General features: G+C 66.0%; 13 protein-coding genes. 11 read left to right on the top strand and 2 right to left on the bottom strand.

Annotated elements, in window-relative coordinates; translation table 11 throughout:
• Positions 1–88: 88 nt before the first annotated feature.
• The 5 genes from HMI58_RS08635 (at position 89) to HMI58_RS08655 (ending at position 6907) form a co-directional block, all read left to right on the top strand.
• The gene (locus HMI58_RS08635; protein WP_171619041.1) at positions 89–2302 is read left to right on the top strand and encodes a catalase; all 2214 of its coding nucleotides are present in this window, start codon (positions 89–91) and stop codon (positions 2300–2302) included.
• Positions 2303–2458: 156 nt separating this feature from the next.
• Positions 2459–3109, top strand: coding sequence for a hypothetical protein (locus HMI58_RS08640; protein ID WP_171619043.1), 651 nt, complete (start codon positions 2459–2461; stop codon positions 3107–3109).
• 199 nt (positions 3110–3308) lie between these two features.
• Positions 3309–4205, top strand: coding sequence for an alpha/beta hydrolase (locus tag HMI58_RS08645; RefSeq protein WP_171619045.1), 897 nt, complete (start codon positions 3309–3311; stop codon positions 4203–4205).
• A gap of 49 nt (positions 4206–4254) precedes the next feature.
• Positions 4255–5262 carry a D-2-hydroxyacid dehydrogenase gene (locus HMI58_RS08650; RefSeq protein WP_171619047.1) on the top strand — a complete coding sequence of 336 codons (1008 nt, stop codon included), beginning with the start codon at positions 4255–4257 and terminating at the stop codon, positions 5260–5262.
• A gap of 166 nt (positions 5263–5428) precedes the next feature.
• Complete coding sequence (locus tag HMI58_RS08655; protein ID WP_171619125.1) at positions 5429–6907, top strand: DHA2 family efflux MFS transporter permease subunit; 1479 nt, start codon at positions 5429–5431, stop codon at positions 6905–6907.
• 12 nt (positions 6908–6919) lie between these two features.
• On the opposite strand, the gene HMI58_RS08660 is transcribed toward HMI58_RS08655, so the two are convergent.
• Both HMI58_RS08660 and HMI58_RS08665 read right to left on the bottom strand, forming a co-directional pair.
• Positions 6920–7804 (bottom strand): SDR family oxidoreductase, encoded by an 885-nt coding sequence (locus HMI58_RS08660; protein ID WP_171619049.1) that lies wholly within the window; start codon positions 7802–7804, stop codon positions 6920–6922.
• 76 nt (positions 7805–7880) lie between these two features.
• Positions 7881–8612, bottom strand: coding sequence for a YoaK family protein (locus HMI58_RS08665; RefSeq protein ID WP_171585525.1), 732 nt, complete (start codon positions 8610–8612; stop codon positions 7881–7883).
• A gap of 167 nt (positions 8613–8779) precedes the next feature.
• Between HMI58_RS08665 and HMI58_RS08670 the strand changes: the two genes are divergently transcribed.
• The 6 genes from HMI58_RS08670 to HMI58_RS08695 are packed head-to-tail and all read left to right on the top strand — an operon-like array spanning position 8780 to position 16550.
• Positions 8780–10474: an ABC transporter substrate-binding protein gene (locus HMI58_RS08670; protein WP_171619051.1), complete on the top strand. Its 1695-nt coding sequence runs from the start codon at positions 8780–8782 to the stop codon at positions 10472–10474.
• Positions 10471–11424, top strand: a complete 954-nt coding sequence (locus HMI58_RS08675) for an ABC transporter permease (RefSeq protein ID WP_171619053.1) — start codon at positions 10471–10473, stop codon at positions 11422–11424. Before HMI58_RS08670 ends, HMI58_RS08675 begins: the two co-directional genes overlap by 4 nt.
• Positions 11424–12371, top strand: a complete 948-nt coding sequence (locus tag HMI58_RS08680) for an ABC transporter permease (RefSeq protein WP_171585522.1) — start codon at positions 11424–11426, stop codon at positions 12369–12371. Before HMI58_RS08675 ends, HMI58_RS08680 begins: the two co-directional genes overlap by 1 nt.
• A gap of 4 nt (positions 12372–12375) precedes the next feature.
• Entirely contained in the window at positions 12376–14184 is a 1809-nt protein-coding gene (locus HMI58_RS08685; protein ID WP_171619055.1) for a gamma-glutamyltransferase, read from the top strand.
• Positions 14168–15868 (top strand): ABC transporter ATP-binding protein, encoded by a 1701-nt coding sequence (locus HMI58_RS08690; protein ID WP_171619057.1) that lies wholly within the window; start codon positions 14168–14170, stop codon positions 15866–15868. Before HMI58_RS08685 ends, HMI58_RS08690 begins: the two co-directional genes overlap by 17 nt.
• Entirely contained in the window at positions 15849–16550 is a 702-nt protein-coding gene (locus HMI58_RS08695) for a GntR family transcriptional regulator (protein WP_318779169.1), read from the top strand. Before HMI58_RS08690 ends, HMI58_RS08695 begins: the two co-directional genes overlap by 20 nt.
• The last annotated feature ends 3 nt before the right edge of the window (positions 16551–16553 follow it).

Genomic DNA, 16553 nt, shown 5'->3' on the forward strand with positions numbered 1-16553 from the left:
CCACCAACTACAAAGCCTGCTTAGTATTAAGTGTAGGCTGGGAAGGTGGAGCAGGAACACTGCCCCGCCTGAGCGTTTGGAGCGATCAATGACTGAAGAGAATTCACCCAAGACCAACCCGCCTATTCCCGGTGCACCCTCGGTGGAGCCACCCAGCCTGACGGAGCCGGTGGAACCTCGCGAGCCACTGCCACCCAAGCCAGATCAGGACGCGCCCGAGACGGTGTCGCCCACCGGCACTCCCACCGGCGCCGCCAAGACGGTCAACTCGCAGAGCGGGCGCTTCCTCACCACCGCCCAGGGCACACGGGTTGCTGACACCGATCACTCACTCAAGGCGGGACCTCGTGGGCCGGTACTGCTCCAGGACCATCACCTGCGCGAAAAGATCACCCACTTCGACCACGAGCGCATCCCCGAGCGTGTAGTCCACGCCCGCGGCGCGGGTGCTCATGGAACCTTTGTGGCCAACGGTGCCGCAGCAGGCGTCACGAAGGCTGGCTTCCTCGCCAAGGACGTCGAGACGCCAGTCTTCGTGCGATTCTCCACAGTGCTGGGCTCACGTGGCTCAGCTGACGCTGTACGTGACACCCGCGGCTTCGCCACCAAGTTCTACACGGATGAGGGCACCTACGACCTGGTTGGCAACAACATCCCGGTTTTCTTCATCCAGGATGCCATCAAGTTCCCCGACGTCGTCCACGCAGGAAAGCCGCACCCGGACCGAGAGATCCCACAGGCGCAGAGTGCGCACGACACGTTCTGGGACTTCGTCTCCCTGCACAGCGAAGCGCAGGCGCACACGATGTGGAACATGTCCGACCGTGGCATCCCTAGGTCCTACCGGACCATGGAAGGCTTCGGCGTCCACACCTTCCGGCTCCAGAACGAGGCCGGGGAGACCACGCTCGTGAAGATCCACTGGAAGCCCAAGCAGGGAGTGCACTCGCTGGTCTGGGAAGAAGCCCAAATCATCAACGGCATGGACCCAGACTTCCACCGCCGGGACCTTGCCGACTCGATTGAGGCCGGCGCCTTCCCGCAGTGGGACCTAGGCATCCAGACCTTCCCGGATACCGACGACGAAATGTTCGAAGGCATTGACCTTTTGGACCCCACCAAGTTCGTCCCAGAAGAGTTGGCTCCCGTCCAGATCATCGGCACGATGACCCTGAACGCCAATCCGACCAACTACTTCGCTGAGACCGAGCAGATCGCCTTCCACCCGGGGCACCTGGTGCCGGGCATCGACGTCACGAACGACCCCCTGTTGCAGGGCCGGTTGTTCTCCTACATCGATACCCAGATCAGCCGTCTCGGAGGCCCGAACTTCGCACAGCTGCCGATCAACCGTCCCCACGCACCGGTGAACGACATGCTGCGCGACGGAATGCACCAGACTGCCGTCCACGGCGGAGTGGCGCCGTACCGGCCCAACTCGCTCGACGGCGGTTGCCCGTTCCTCGCTGGCGAGGACATGAGCGCCTACATCGAGGTGCCCGAGGAACTGCCCGCTTCGCACAAGGTAAGGGAAAGCCCCGCCACGTTCGAGGACCACTTCAGCCAGGTGCGGATGTTCTTCAAGTCCCTTACCCCGCTGGAGCAGGACCACGTCATCTCCTCGTACACCTTCGAACTTGGCAAGGTCTACGAAGAGACACTGCGGGTACGTCAGCTCCAGCACCTGGCCAACATCGACGAGCGTCTTGCCGCCGAGGTTGCCCTGGGTCTTGGTCTGACAGCTCCAGCACCAACGGTGCAGGTCGAGGACCACGAGCCAAGCCCGACCGTCTCGCAGATCGGCGGCACCTGGCCGATCGAGGGCCGGATCATCGGCATCATCGCCGACGCCAGCAGCGACCTCACGGCCGTTGCCAAGCTGACCAGCGGCATTCACGACGCCGGGATGGTTCCACTTCTCATTGCTCCCACCGGCGGAAAGCTCGACGGCGAGATGGTGGTCCAGCGGACCTACCTCACCGCCCGTTCCACCGAGTTCGACGCACTGATCATTGCCGGTGCTGCAACACCGGGCGACGATGCAGCGAACAGCCGTGACGCGAAGGCAGGATCACCGGGGGTCACTATTGACCCACGGGTTGCCCTGCTTCTTTCCGAGGCGTTCAGGCACTGCAAGGCCATCGGCGGCGTCGGTGACGTGGCATCAGTCCTGCAGGCCAGCGCCATCAGCATCGATGCGCCGGGCGTGGTGACCGGTGACGCCACTCCGGTTCTCACCACCCTGGGTGAGCTGCTGGCCGAGCACCGCGTCTGGGACCGGTTTCCGGCACCCGCAAAGTAAATAGGCAAGAGGCATAACTGACCGTCGGGAGAGACCCCGGCGGTCAGTCGTCTTTAACGCCTGACCCGGGGGGACAACTAACCACCGCGTGGTTATTCTTGGCTGAGCGGTCGAGTTCCTCAGGCGGCCCGGCAACCCCCAGGAGGGACAGTCCACATGACACTGAGTTTGCGCGCACGGCTCCAGGTGACCGCGGTCGGGATGCTGTCGGCAAGCGTGTGCCTCACCGGATGCGCTTCGACCCCGGGGGAGCGGGAAGTGGCGCCCTCTGCGACCGACCAGCCAGGGGCAACTTACCTTGCCGATTATCCGGCGTACGAGTCCCTGGAATCACTTGAGGAGAGCGCTGACCTGGTCGTCGAAGTTCACCTGACTGGGGAGTCCCGGGCCGACGTCCTGGAGCCGATCGAGCCCGAGGACCCGACTGATCCAATGCAGAATCCCGAGTATGGCGCGCCTCCAGCTGATCCGAACGCGCCCACCCCGCCGCCCATTATTGTCACTGTCTTCACAGCAGAGGTGGTGACGGTGGTCAAGGGCGAAGCTCAGGTGGGGGAGCTCATTGAAATCCAGCAACTGGGCGGTGTGAGTGCCGGGGCAACCTATGTGGCCGGGCAGCAGCAACCGCTATCGGATATCGATGCCGCATTGGTCTTCCTGGAGAGCTTCGACGGCGAACCATTCAGTCTTCTCAATCCGCAGGACGGGCTCATCGCGAAAGAAGCCGGTGAGTTCGCTCCACTGCCAGGGAATGCCCTCAGTATCACGGCCGAAGACGTCGAGGCGTACGTGGCGGACAGGAGCTAGGGGAGACTACCCTTCGGGCGGTTCCCACCCGTCGTCCTCGCACGTTGATAAGAGTTGGGCACTAGCGCCAATAATTGTGCCTGGATCTTCCTGGCGGTCAGTTGCCTTTAACTTACCTCCGCCGAGAAGTGAGATGTGGCGACCTACGACGCGCTCAACCCGCCCGATCTAACCACTCGGCGGAGGGTAGGGTGGCTGCATGTTTGAGACATTCACCAAGTTTGCTGTCACTGTCGACGGCGTCGAGATCGCAGGCCGGATCTCCCAGCCGACCGCTGATCCCAAGCCGGCTCTCCTGTTGCTGCATGGGCATCCCGAGTCCCACCTGATGTGGCACAAGATCGCCGACCGGCTCGCAGAGAAGTACACGGTGGTGATGCCGGACCTGCGCGGCTACGGCGCATCGGGTCTGCCGGCCAGCGACCCGCAGCACCTCGCCTATAGCAAGCGCACCATGGCCCGTGATCAGGCGTTGCTGATGGAACACTTCGGTGCAGAGCGTGGCTTTGGACAGTACGCCGTCTGCGCCCACGACCGGGGCGCCCGCGTGGCCCACCGGCTGGTCGCCGACTACCCGGACAAGGTGACCGCCGCGATTCTCCTGGACATCGCCCCCACCCTCGACATGTACGAATCCACCGACCGGGCGTTCGCCGAGGCCTACTTCCACTGGTTTTTCCTGATCCAGCCGGCACCGTTGCCGGAGTCGCTGATCGAGGCGAACCCGGGAGGCTACATCGAGAATCTGATGGGCAGCCGGTACGCCGGGCTCATCCCGTTCCCGGCTGAGGTGCTGGACAGCTACGTTGCGGCGCTGTCACGGCCCGGTGCAGTGCATGCCATGTGTGAGGACTACCGGGCGTCGTCGACCATTGATCTGGAGCACGACCGCGACGACCGGAACAATGGTGCGCTCATCGACACCCCTTTGCGGGTCCTGTGGGGCGAGCACGGCGTCGTCGGCAAGCAGTTCGATCCGCTCGCCCTTTGGCAGGCGGTGGCCCCGAAGGCCACCGGTCGTGCACTCGACGCCGGACACTACCTCCCGGAGGAAGCGCCCGAGGACGTCCTGCAGGAGATCCTGGACTTTCTCTAGATGATGACTCCCGCTAGCTGACCCGGTGCGACGTGGGAAGATGCTGACCATGACACCTTCGACCCTCCCACCAGGATCCGCCCCCACCGGTCGGCGGCCCATTGTCACAGTCCTGGTAGGGGACCGGCCCGTGGTCGGACTGGAACGCGTCGCGGCTCTCGCGGACATCCGCGAAACGGACGCGGCCGGCCTGCCGGAAGCGCTCGACGGGGCTGACGTGCTCTACCTCTGGGACTTCTTCTCGGGTGCACTGGCACCGGCGTGGCAGCATGCCGGATCCCTGCGGTGGCTGCATGTTGCGGCCGCTGGCGTCGACAAGCTGCTGTTTCCGGAACTGGTCACCTCCCCGGTCACCATAACCAACGCGCACGGTGTGTTTGATCGTCCCATGGCCGAGTACGTGCTCGGCGCCATGCTGTTTGCCGCCAAGGGATTCGGCCAGACCAGGGATCAACAGCGTCAGAAGCTCTGGGGGCGGCGTACTACCCGGAACATTGCCGGTTCCCGGGTCCTCGTGGTGGGTACCGGCAGTATCGGGCGGTGCACCGCACGGCTTCTGACAGCTGCCGGAGCCAATGTTGACGGCGCCGGCCGGAGCGCCCGCACGAATGACCCCGACTTTGGTAGGGTCCATGCCAGCTCCGACCTGGCCACCATCGTCGGCGGCTACGACTACTTGGTCCTGGTGGCCCCGCTGACCCCGCAGACCCACGGTATGGTCAGCGCCGCCGTTCTCGACGCCATGGCCCCGACCTCTGTCCTCATCAACGTGGGGAGGGGAAAGCTGGTGGACGAGGCTGCGCTGGTGCGCGTGCTCGACGACGGCGGCATCGCCGGAGCGGTACTGGACACCTTCGCCGTCGAACCGCTACCGCCCTCCAGCCCGCTCTGGGGGATGGGCCAGGTGCTCATCTCACCCCACATGGCCAGCGACGCCGACTCCTGGCTGAACGATCTTGCCCTCCAGTTCGAGCGCAACTTCCTCGCCTGGCATGCCGGGAAGGCGTTGCCCCATCAGGTCGACAAGGAGCTTGGGTACGTGCCGACATCCTCCTAGGACAGCCGTCGATAGGCAGGTGCCGTCAGAGGGACCGGAATAGAACCGAATCCTTTTGGCGTTGCCGCTAATAGGATTCTCACGCCCACACCCTTTCGAAGGATTCTCTGTGCCCCATAGTGCCCCGCCCGCCGCTGAGACCCAGTCGGCCGAGCGACCGGACGACATCGACAACACCAAACGCAATCGGCTGGTGATCTCGCTGCTGCTGGTCTCCGCGTTCGTGGTGATTCTGAACGAGACGATCATGAGCGTTGCGCTGCAGTCGCTTACCGTCGATCTCGGCATCACCGTCAGCGCTGGGCAGTGGCTTACTACGGCCTTCATGCTCACCATGGCGGTGGTCATCCCGGTCACCGGGTTCCTGTTGCAGCGGTTCCACACCCGTCCCGTCTTCATGGCCGCCATGTCCCTGTTCAGCCTCGGCACCCTGGTGTCGGCGCTCGCGCCGGGCTTTGAGGCGTTGCTTGTCGGGCGGATCATCCAGGCCAGCGGCACGGCCATCATGATGCCGCTGCTGATGACCACTGTGATGACCCTGGTGCCCCCGGCGTCCCGCGGCCGCACCATGGGCAACATTGCCATCGTCATCTCGGTGGCACCGGCCATCGGCCCCACCGTGTCCGGTTTGATCCTCAGCGTGCTGGACTGGCGTTGGCTGTTCTGGCTGGTCCTCCCTATTGCCGTTGGTGCCCTGGTGCTCGGTGCCACGCGCATCCAGAACGTCACCACGCCGCGGCGCCTGCCCATCGACGTGCTCTCGGTCATTCTTTCGGCGCTCGCGTTCGGCGGGATCATTTACGGTCTCAGCCAGTTCGGCGAGGCGGCCGAGGGTGGCGGACCAGTACCGCCGTGGTTGCCGCTCGTCGTCGGCGGCGTGGCCCTGGTGCTGTTTGTCCTGCGGCAGCGCAGCCTGCAGCGCGCCGACCGGGCACTGCTGGACCTGCGGACCTTCAAGTCCCGCACCTTCACCATCTCCATCCTGGTCATCTCGGTGTCAATGATGGCGCTCTTCGGAACCATCATCCTGCTGCCCCTCTACGTCCAGAACGTGCTGGGACTCTCACCGGTGGTAGCCGGCCTGCTCCTCTTCCCGGGTGGCCTGACCATGGGTCTGCTCGGACCGGTGGTGGGTCGCATCTATGACAAGCGTGGCCCCCGGGTGCTCGTGGTCCCCGGCGCGATCCTCGTGAGCCTGGTCTTCTGGGGTCTGACGATGCTCAGCGAAACCACCCCTTTCCTCATGGTGATGGTGGCGCACGTCTTCCTGAGCATCGGCCTTGCCCTGATGTTCACTCCGCTGCTGACCTCGGCTCTCGGATCGGTGCGTCCGCAGCTCTACTCCCACGGCAGCGCAATCGTGGGTACCGTTCAGCAGCTTGCGGGAGCCGCAGGCACCGCGCTGTTTATCTCGGTGATGACCATCCAGGCGACCGCCCTGCTCGATGACGGCGTCTCCGAGGTGGCCGCCGAAGCCGGCGGCATCCAAGCCGCGTTCTTCTGCGGCGCGATCGTGTTCATGTTCGCCGTCGTGGCTGCCTTCTTTATCCGGAAGCCCGTGGACGCACCGGTGGACGCCGCTGAGGCACCGGTGGACGCCGCTGAGGCCCCGGTGGACGGCGCCGGAGTCCCAGCCGTCCACTAACCTTGTCGATCGCTAGGGGTGCCTGACTCCGTCGCCGTTGATGACGGCCAGGTACCCCTCGCGGAACGTCGGGTAGGTAAACCTGAACCCTGTCGCCAGCAGCGCTGCGTTGCTGAGGCGCTTACCGTTACCGCGGTTTGTCCCGCCGGTCCTGGCAGACGACGGCTGTCCCACCGGTGGGGTCGGTAGGCCCAGCTGTGCTGCGAGGAACTCGACCACCTCACCCTGGTCAACCGGTTCGTTGTCGACCCCGATGTAAACGGTTCCGGGGTCGCCGACCTGAGTAGTCAGGTGCACGATTGCCGCAGCCGCGTCATCGCGGTGGATGCGGTTGGTCCACTGGATCTCCTGCGGGACGACGGCGGTCCCCGCGGTCAGCTGGTCGATCAGCCGGGTGCGGCCCGGCCCGTAGATTCCCGAGAGTCGAAGGATGATGGCGTCCGGACGCCGGGCACGGAGGAGTTCCTCGGTGCTGGCCAGGATGGTCGCGGTTGCAGTGGCGGGTGCCACCGGGTGTGATTCATCGATCCACTCGCCGTCGTCGCCCCCATACACCGCGGTGGAGGACACCAGGAGGATGCGGGCGTCAATGCCGTCCCGGTCCAGGGCATCAAGAACGTTGCCGGTAGCCTCCAGGTAGGCGGCGCGGTAGGCATCCTCGGTGCGGCCGTCGGCTGCGGTTGCCACCACCACAATGGTCGTGTCGGCGGGGATGGTCGGCAGCTCGCCGGTGAGATCCACCGAAACCCCGTTAAGCTCCGCCGGGAGCTTGTCCGCAGACCTCCGCCATCCGGTGACCCGGTGTCCGGCCGCAGCGAATCTCAGCCCGGCCTCGGTCCCCAGATCACCGCACCCGGCAATCAGCACTCCACCTGGGATCGCACTGTCCTCGCTCACGCCATTTACCCTTCTCGAACCGGCCGAAATGCCTTAAATGTCGAGCGTACAGGGGCGCGGGCCGGCACGCGGGGACCTAGCCGGCTGTCACGGGCTCCGACTCGGGTTCGACCGCTGCGGCGGCTGCCCGCTTGTCCTTCCGGTGCCGCAGTTGGCCGATCAGGGTCACGACTGCGGACAGGACGGCCGAGAGCGCTATCCCGACCCAGAGGTCGATGTGCAGCGCCGCCGCCCCCACCAGCGCGCCGAGCAGGATCAACGCGATGGCCAGAGCCCGGCGTGCCCAGAAGGGGCTCTTCCCACCTGCGAGGCGTGAGTCCGAGGCCAGCCCGGTAATCGTTGAGGTTACGACGACTGTGGTGATCTCGGCGACCTTGAGGCGCTTCGCCGTGGCGGCCTGAATGCCCATGGCCAGTGCGAGCGTGCTGGTGGTGATGCTGCCCAGCAAGTGGTCGCCGGTGACATCGACGAGGGCTGTGAAGAGGGCCAATCCACCGATGAGCACGGCCACCGTGAGGAAGGTCAGTGAGGTGCGGCCGCTCCATCCCTCGGGTGCTTTTCGCAACACCCGCCCACCAATTACGGCGCCGACCATGAAGAAGAGCAACGCCAGGGCTGGTCTGAGCACCGGCAGATCGCTGCCCCCGGCAATGGCCATGCCCAGCAGCACCACGTTTCCAGTCATGTTGCCGGTGAAGACCTGGTCCAGACCGAGGAAGCCGACGGCGTCCACCACACCGGTGGAAAAGGTGAGGGTCAGCATGAGCCACAGATGGAGGCGGTCGGTGGGGACAGGCTGACGCTTCATTGGATCCTCCGTGATGTACGACTGGTGCCGCGAAAGTGTTGTTATACGAACCGTCATATTTCGAACGGCATGTATACAAAATACACCTTCCTGTTTATTGTTGTATGCAATCGGTCACATGAGACCTGCACCACACGCAGTCCCCGCCTCCTGAGCCAAGGATAAAAATGCCGCCCACACCATTGACGCCACCGGCCCCGCCGGAGACGCGATCACGGTCCCCGTTCAAACTGGCCGGCGTGTTTGCTAGCGCCGTCGCCGTGGCCCTCGCGATGACCGCCTGCCAGCCACTCCAGGCCCTTGAACCGGCGCCCGAGCGCGAAGAGGTCACCACCGCTTCACTCGACGGCAAGACCATCGTCGAGGGTGGGGACCTCGTGATGGCCCTCTCCGCGGAGCCGGATCGCCTCGATCCCACGACCTCGTCGTCGCTCTACACGCGCTACGTCATGCAGACCATGTGCCAGAAGCTCTACGACATCGACGCGTCCGGTGAGCTGATTCCCCATCTCGCCACTGAACTTCCCGAGGTCTCAGAGGACGGACTGACCATCACCATCCCGGTTCGCCAGGACGCCGTGTTTGCCGACGGCGCCGAATTCAACGCCGAGGCAGTCCGCCAGACCCTCGATCGGCATCTGAACCTGGAGGGATCCTCCCGCGCCAGCGAACTCGGACCGATCACCAGCATCGAGGCGACCGACGAATACACGGTCGAAATCACCTACGAGACACCCTTCGCGCCGCTAACCGCAGCACTGGCCGACCGGGCCGGGATGATGCTCTCGCCCCAGGCCCTCGATGCAGCGGGCGAGAACTTCGGCGACAGCCCGGTCTGTGTGGGACCGTTCAAGTTCGTTGACCGCGTCCCCCAGACCTCCATCTCGGTGGAGCGCGACCCGCTCTACTACGACGCCGAGAATGTCCACCTGGACACCATCACCTACCGGATCATCACCGATGCGAACATCCGCGCAGCGAACCTGCGATCCGGTGACGTGCATGTCGCGGACACCATCTCGCCACAGGACATTGACGCGCTGATCCAGGAGGACGGCATCGGCATCCTCCAGGTCGGCTCCCTCGGCTACCAGGGCCTGACCATCAACCTTGGCAACACCGACGGGGTCGGCGAACCGGTCGGCACCATCGAAACCCCGCTGGCCCAGGAGGCAGCGGTGCGGATGGCACTGTCCATGTCCATCGACCGCGAAGCCCTGGTCAACACGGTGTTCAACAGTTGGTACCAGCCGGCCTGTTCGCCGATCTCCCCGGAAAGCCCCTTCACCTCCGAGCTCAGCGAAGCCTGCCCGCCGTTCGATCCGGAAGGCGCCGTCGCACTGCTGGAGGAGGCAGGCATCGAGACCCCGTACGAAATCGAAATGCAGGTCTCCAACGCCCCGGACACGCTCCGCTTCGCGCAGGCGCTCCAGGCCGCCGTGTCCGAGGAGGGTGCGTTCAGCCTGACAATCGTCCCCGTGGAGTACTCCACGCTGCTGGATGTGCAGTCACGCGGTGACTTCGAGATGCTGCAGCTCGGCTGGTCCGGGCGCGTCGACCCACATGGCAACATGTTCAACTTCCTCTCCACCGGGGGAGGCAACAACTACTCCGGCTACAGCGTCGACGAGGTCGACACCCTCCTCCGGGAGGCTGCGCAGGCCACCGACGACGACGAACGCGCCGAGCTTTACGGGCAGGTGGTCGAGAAGATCCAGGAAGACAACCCGCTGATCTACCTGTACCGGGTCCGCAGCCTCACCGCGTACACCACCAACATCGCCGGGGTGGAAACCTTCGCCGACGGTGTGGTGCACCTGTCCAACGTGGCCTTCATCGAGAACGAAGGGGCCCAGCCATGATCCGCTACGTCGGTACCCGGCTCTGGCAGTCGGCACTTACCCTGATCCTGGCATCGCTGGTGGTGTTCATCGGTGTCCGCCAACTCCCCGGCGATCCCGCCCTCGCCATGGCCGGCGAGGAAGCCACCCCCGAACGGGTGGAAGCCATCCGCGAAATGCTCGGACTCAACGAATCGCTGGCGAGCCAGTACTTCACCTTCGTCGGCAACCTGCTGCGTGGCGATTTCGGTGAATCCACCCGCACCGGAACGCCGGTCACCGAGCTGATTGCCACCACCCTGCCGGTCACCCTGTGGCTGTCGGCGTACGCGATCGTCGTCGCCGTCGTCGTCGGGATTCTCTTCGGCGTGATCGCCGAACGGTTCCGCGGGCGGTGGCCCGAATGGCTGGCGAACGGCTTCGCGCTCATCGGGCTGTCCGTCCCGAACTTCTGGCTGGGAATCCTCGCGATCCTCTACCTGGCGGTGACGCTTGGCTGGTTCCCGGCGTCGGGCTACGTCGACGTCGCCAGTGACCCGTTGCGGGGCCTCTACTACCTGACCCTCCCAGCGATCATCCTGGGCACCGGACTGGCCGCGGTGATCATGCGGCAGACCCGGGCCTCAATGATCGAGACCATGAGCACCGACTATGTGCGCACCGCCCGGGCGAAAGGCCTGGGACGGGGCCGGGTGCTGATGCGCTACGGGTTGCGGAACTCGCTGATCGTGGTCGTCACGATCGTCGGCCTGCAGCTCGGTGGACTGATCTCCGGCGCCGTGGTGACCGAGCGGATCTTCGCGCTCCCCGGTTTCGGGAAGCTCACCCTCGACGCAGTGTTCACCCGTGACTACCCGGTCATCCAGGCGGTGGTCCTGATCATCACCGTTACCTACATCGTGATCAACCTGGCCGTGGACATCCTGTACTCAGTCGTCAACCCGAAAATCCGAGTCGGAGGAGCCAACTGATGGCCGCCACAGAAATCGCCGCAACCGGTACAGGCCCGGACAATGGTCCGGGTAACGGATCCGCTTCAGCTGGCCTCGGCTCGGCGCGTGGCCGGATCTGGCGCTCGCTGCGCCGGAACCCGCTCGGCATTGCCGGCGGCATCATGCTGGCGCTGGTGGTCCTCGCCGCCGTCCTCGCCCCCGTGATCGCACCCTACGATCCCACCGAGGTCCACTTCGACGCACCCTTCCAGGACCCCCTCACCGTCGGGTACCTGCTGGGAACCGACGACCTGGGCCGTGACATCTTCTCCCGCATGCTCTTTGGCATGCAGGCTTCCCTCCAGGTGGGTGCACTGTCGGTGCTGCTCGCCGTGGTCGTCGGCACGCCCCTGGGGCTGCTTGCCGGCTACTGGAAAGGGTTCGACGCCGTCATCTCCCGCCTCACCGACGTCACCCTGGCGTTCCCGTTCCTGATCATCGCCGTCGGGCTGGCCGCGATCAGCGGGCCGAGCCTGTCCAACGCGGCAATCGCCCTGGGGATCGCGCAGATCCCCACCATGATCCGAGTGGTGCGCGGCGAGACACTGCGGATCAAGGAAAGCGACTTCGTCCTCGGAGCGCGCACCATGGACGCCTCCGGGCTGCGGATCATGGCCCAGCATGTGCTGCCCAATGCGGCGTCAGCGATCATCGTGCAGGCCACCGTGATTATGCCCGTCGCGGTGATCGGCGAAGCGCTGCTGTCCTTCCTGGGTCTCGGCATCCAGCCGCCAACGCCTAGCCTGGGTATCATGCTCTCGGATGCGCAGCAGTACATTTTCAGGTCTCCCACGGCTGCCATCTTCCCCGGCATTGCGATCGCCGTGATCTGCCTGGCCTTCAACCTGTTTGGGGATGCTCTGCGCGACGCACTCGACCCCACCAGCACTTCCCGCTCCCGTTCCGGCAAAAAGAACCGAAAGTGACTCGATGACCTACACCACCCCAGCTCCCTTCACCACGCGGCCCACCCTTGAGGGCACTTTCGGGATGACCGCGTCCACCCACTGGCTGGCCACCGCCTCGGCGCAGGCGGTCCTGGAACGTGGCGGGAACGCGTTCGACGCCGCAGTCGCCAGCGCCTTCGTGCTGCATGTGGTCGAGCCGCACCTGAACGGTCCCGGCGGTGACATGACCGGCGTGTTTGCGACAGCGGAGAACCCGTCCGAACCCATCGTCCTGATGGGGCAGGGCCCAGCCCCAGCCGCCGCGACCCGCGAGCACTACCTCTCGGAGGGACTGGAACTGGTACCTGGCTCCGGCGCACTCGCCGCCGCGGTGCCCGCCGCCGTCGACGCGTGGCTGCTGCTGCTCCGCGACCACGGCACCTGGGAACTCGGCGACGTGCTGGCCTTCGCCATCGGCTACGCCCGCAACGGGCACCCGATCGTGGGACGGGTGGGCGCCACCATCTCCTCGGTCGCCGAACTGTTCACCGAGCACTGGCCGACGTCGGCAGCGCTCTGGATGCCCGAGGGCCGCGCCCCAGTGGCGGGCGAAATGGTCAAGAACGAGGCCTACGCCTCGGTCCTGGACCGGCTGGCCGCAGCCGGCGCGCCTGATGCCACACGGGAGGAGCGCATCGATGCCGCCCGCCACGAGTGGAGCGAGGGCTTCGTTGCCCAGGCCGCCGTCGCCTTCTCCGCGCAGCCGCACCGCCACTCCTCCGGTACCGACCACGCCGGAGTGATGAGCCTCGAGGACTTCGCCGGCTGCCAGGCCGGCTACGAGCCAGCTACGACCTTCGAGTTTCGCGGGTACACGATCGCGAAGACCGGCGCCTGGGGGCAGGGTCCGGCGCTGCTTCAGACCCTCGCCATCCTCGCCGGGTACGACGATGAGCACCTGGACCCATCCACAGCGCTCGGCGCCCACACCATCCTCGAGGCGCAGAAGCTGGCCATCGCCGACCGCGAGGCCTACTACGGCGACGCCGACGTCCCCCTAGACCACCTGTTGTCCGAGGAGTACGCCGCCGAGCGCCGCGCCCTGATCACCGAGAAGGCCTCCACCGAGTTCCGCCCCGGCACTGTGCCGGGCCGCGAACCCTTCATCCCGCCGCTACGCACCGAATACACGGCGCCGGCCCTCGCCGGCGTCGGAGCCATGGCAGGCGTCGGCGAACCGACCGTTTCACGCAGTGGTGAGACCCGCGGGGATACCTGCCACATCGACGTCGTCGACCAGTGGGGCAACATGGTCTCCGCCACGCCGTCGGGCGGCTGGTTGCAGTCTTCACCGACCATCCCTGAACTCGGGTTCTGCCTGGGCTCCCGGCTGCAGATGACCTGGCTGGAGGACGGGGCGCCGTCCACCCTGCGCCCGGGCAAGCGGCCCCGCACCACGCTGACACCTACCCTGATCCTCAAGGACAGCGTCCCCGTGGTGGCGCTGGGGTCACCCGGTGGCGACCAGCAGGACCAGTGGCAGCTGCTCTACATTCTGCGCACCATTGTCGGCGGCTACTCGCCGCAGCAAGCGATCGATGCACCCTCCCTACACACCACGTCGATCCCCGGATCGTTCTTCCCCCGCACCTGGGAGCCCGGCGGAGCTGTGGTCGAGGACCGGCTCGGCGAGGACGTCATCACCGACCTTCAGGAGCGCGGCCACGTCGTCACCCGTGCCGGAGACTGGGCGCTCGGCCGCATCTCCTCGGTGGTCAGCGACCCCGCAACCGGCGTCCTGAAGGCCGCCGCCAACCCGAGAGGAGCTCAGGGCTATGCAGCAGGGCGATGATGTGAACGGCATTGGATCGAACGGCGTTGCAGTGGACACGGGGCCCCGGGAGGTCCTGCTCAAGGTCGAGAACCTGGAGGTCACGTTCGGGACCGCCCCGGTGCTCCACGGCGTCAGTTTCGAGCTGCGGCAGGGGGAGCGGGTGGCGATCGTGGGGCAGTCCGGTTCCGGCAAGTCCACCACCATCGGTGCCATCCTGCAGCTGCTGCCCGGCGACGGATACGTCTCCAACGGATCAATCCAGCTGGGGTCCTCCCGCAACATGGTGGACCTGGCCGACGCGTCGGACGCCCAGATGCGCTCCATCCGTGGCTCACGCCTCGGCCTGGTCCCGCAGGACCCGATGTCCAACCTCAATCCGTCGATGAAGGTCGGAGCGCAGATCGCTGACGCGCTGATGTCCAACCGGGCGCCGGGCAGCGAACGGCTCGACCGGGCGCAGGTGAAGTCCCGGGCCGTGGCGCTGATGGCAGAGGCGGGAATTCCCGACGCCGAACGGCGGTACGGGCAGTACCCGCACGAGTTCTCCGGTGGCATGCGCCAGCGGGTCCTCATCGCGATCTCCCTCGCCGGTGAGCCGGAACTGCTGATTGCTGACGAGCCGACGTCGGCCCTGGACGTGACGGTGCAGCGGCAGATCCTGAACCACCTCCAGAACCTGGTGGACGCCCGCGGAACCTCGCTGCTGTTCATCACCCACGACCTGGGCCTCGCCGCCGACCGCACCGATCGCATCATCGTGATGTCCGAAGGGCGCATCGTCGAGGTGGGCACACCGCGCGAGATCCTGCTGAACCCGCAGGAGGACTACACCAAAGCCCTTGTGGCGGCGGCACCGTCGGTCGCGGCGGTGCTCGGCCGCGAACCGGCCGGAGGCGGGATGTCCTCAATCGCCGGACCGGAACCGATCCTCGTCATCAAGGACCTGTTCAAGGAATTCAAGCTGCGCGGCCAGCGCGGCGGCACCGTGCAGGCGGTGAAGGACGTGTCCTTCAGTGTGCAGCGGGGAACGACGACAGCCGTCGTCGGCGAATCCGGGTCGGGCAAGACCACCGTGGCCCGGATCATCCTGGGCCTCGAAACCGCCACCTCGGGCAATGCCCTGATCGACGGGCAGACGATCACCGCCAGCCGGGGGCAGGAACGCCGGGCGCTGCGGCGCAAGGTGCAGCCGGTGTTCCAGGACCCGTACGGCTCGCTCGACCCGACGTTCAGTATTGAACGGCTGATCGACGAACCCCTGCGGATCTTCAAGGTGGGGGACAAGGAGAGCCGCCGAAAGAAGGTGGCCGACCTGCTGGATCAGGTGGGCCTGCCGCACAGCATGGCGCAGCGCCGGCCGAACGAGCTCTCCGGTGGGCAGCGCCAGCGCGTGGCAATCGCGCGGGCCCTGGCCCTGGAGCCGGAGATGCTGATCCTCGACGAGGCGGTGTCGGCCCTTGATGTGCTGGTGCAGGACCAGATCCTGCGGCTGCTCGCCGATCTGCAGGACCGGCTGGGGCTGACCTACCTGTTCATCAGCCATGACCTCGCCGTCGTCCGGCAGATTGCCGATAATGTGGTGGTTATGAAGGCAGGCGAGGTGATGGAATCGGGAAGCGTGGACCAGGTCTACAACCGGCCAGAATCCGAGTACACCCGGGAACTGCTGGGAGCGATCCCCGGTGCTGAATTTGCCGCCTGACCCCAGCCCGGCCGAGCCTGCACCCAAACAGCGGGTGCAGGACGAGATCCGGCACGACATCATTTTCGGCTCGCTGCAGCCCGGCACCCGGGTGACCGAGGCGGTGCTCGCCGCCAAGTACGGGGTGTCCCGCATCCCCGTGCGTGAGGCGCTGCGCGCGCTGGAGGCGGAGGGGTTCGTCGAGTCGAAGCCCTACGCCGGGTCCACGGTCTCGGAGATCCCGGTGGACGACGCCGACGATCTCTTCTCCGTCCGCGAGGCGCTGGAGGCCGCCACGGCACGGCGTGCGGCGCGGCGCGCTGCCGCGCAGTTCAGCGCCGGTGCCCCCAATGGTGTGTGGTGGCGGGTGCGCCGTCAGCTCGCCGACCTGCTCGACGACGGCGACCAGGCCGTCGCCGCGGGCAACCTCGAGCTGCTGCCGGAGCTGAATATCAGGTTCCACCTGGGTATCGCCGAACTCAGCGGCAGTGCATCCCTGACGGCACTGTTGCGCCAGATTTCCGGCAAGATCGAATGGCTCTACGCCACCGACGTCGACAATCGGGGCAAGCAGTCCTGGAGCGAACACCGACTGATCATGGCCGCAATCGACGCCGGCAACCCGGCTGAGGCCGAGCGGCTGATGGCCGGCCACGTGCACCAGTCGTGGGTGGGGTACCTGGACCGCTTCGCTGCCCCCTGACAG

The organism is Arthrobacter sp. 147(2020) (assembly GCF_013116715.1).
GTDB lineage: Bacteria > Actinomycetota > Actinomycetes > Actinomycetales > Micrococcaceae > Arthrobacter_D.

Excerpts from the sequence above, each read along its gene's own strand:
- HMI58_RS08635 (WP_171619041.1), top strand. The coding sequence starts at position 89 with ATGACTGAAGAGAATTCACCCAAGACCAACCCGCCTATTCCCGGTGCA.
- HMI58_RS08640 (WP_171619043.1), top strand. The coding sequence starts at position 2,459 with ATGACACTGAGTTTGCGCGCACGGCTCCAGGTGACCGCGGTCGGGATG.
- HMI58_RS08645 (WP_171619045.1), top strand. The coding sequence starts at position 3,309 with ATGTTTGAGACATTCACCAAGTTTGCTGTCACTGTCGACGGCGTCGAG.
- HMI58_RS08650 (WP_171619047.1), top strand. The coding sequence starts at position 4,255 with ATGACACCTTCGACCCTCCCACCAGGATCCGCCCCCACCGGTCGGCGG.
- HMI58_RS08665 (WP_171585525.1), bottom strand. The coding sequence starts at position 8,612 with ATGAAGCGTCAGCCTGTCCCCACCGACCGCCTCCATCTGTGGCTCATG.
- HMI58_RS08670 (WP_171619051.1), top strand. The coding sequence starts at position 8,780 with ATGCCGCCCACACCATTGACGCCACCGGCCCCGCCGGAGACGCGATCA.
- HMI58_RS08675 (WP_171619053.1), top strand. The coding sequence starts at position 10,471 with ATGATCCGCTACGTCGGTACCCGGCTCTGGCAGTCGGCACTTACCCTG.
- HMI58_RS08680 (WP_171585522.1), top strand. The coding sequence starts at position 11,424 with ATGGCCGCCACAGAAATCGCCGCAACCGGTACAGGCCCGGACAATGGT.
- HMI58_RS08685 (WP_171619055.1), top strand. The coding sequence starts at position 12,376 with ATGACCTACACCACCCCAGCTCCCTTCACCACGCGGCCCACCCTTGAG.
- HMI58_RS08690 (WP_171619057.1), top strand. The coding sequence starts at position 14,168 with ATGCAGCAGGGCGATGATGTGAACGGCATTGGATCGAACGGCGTTGCA.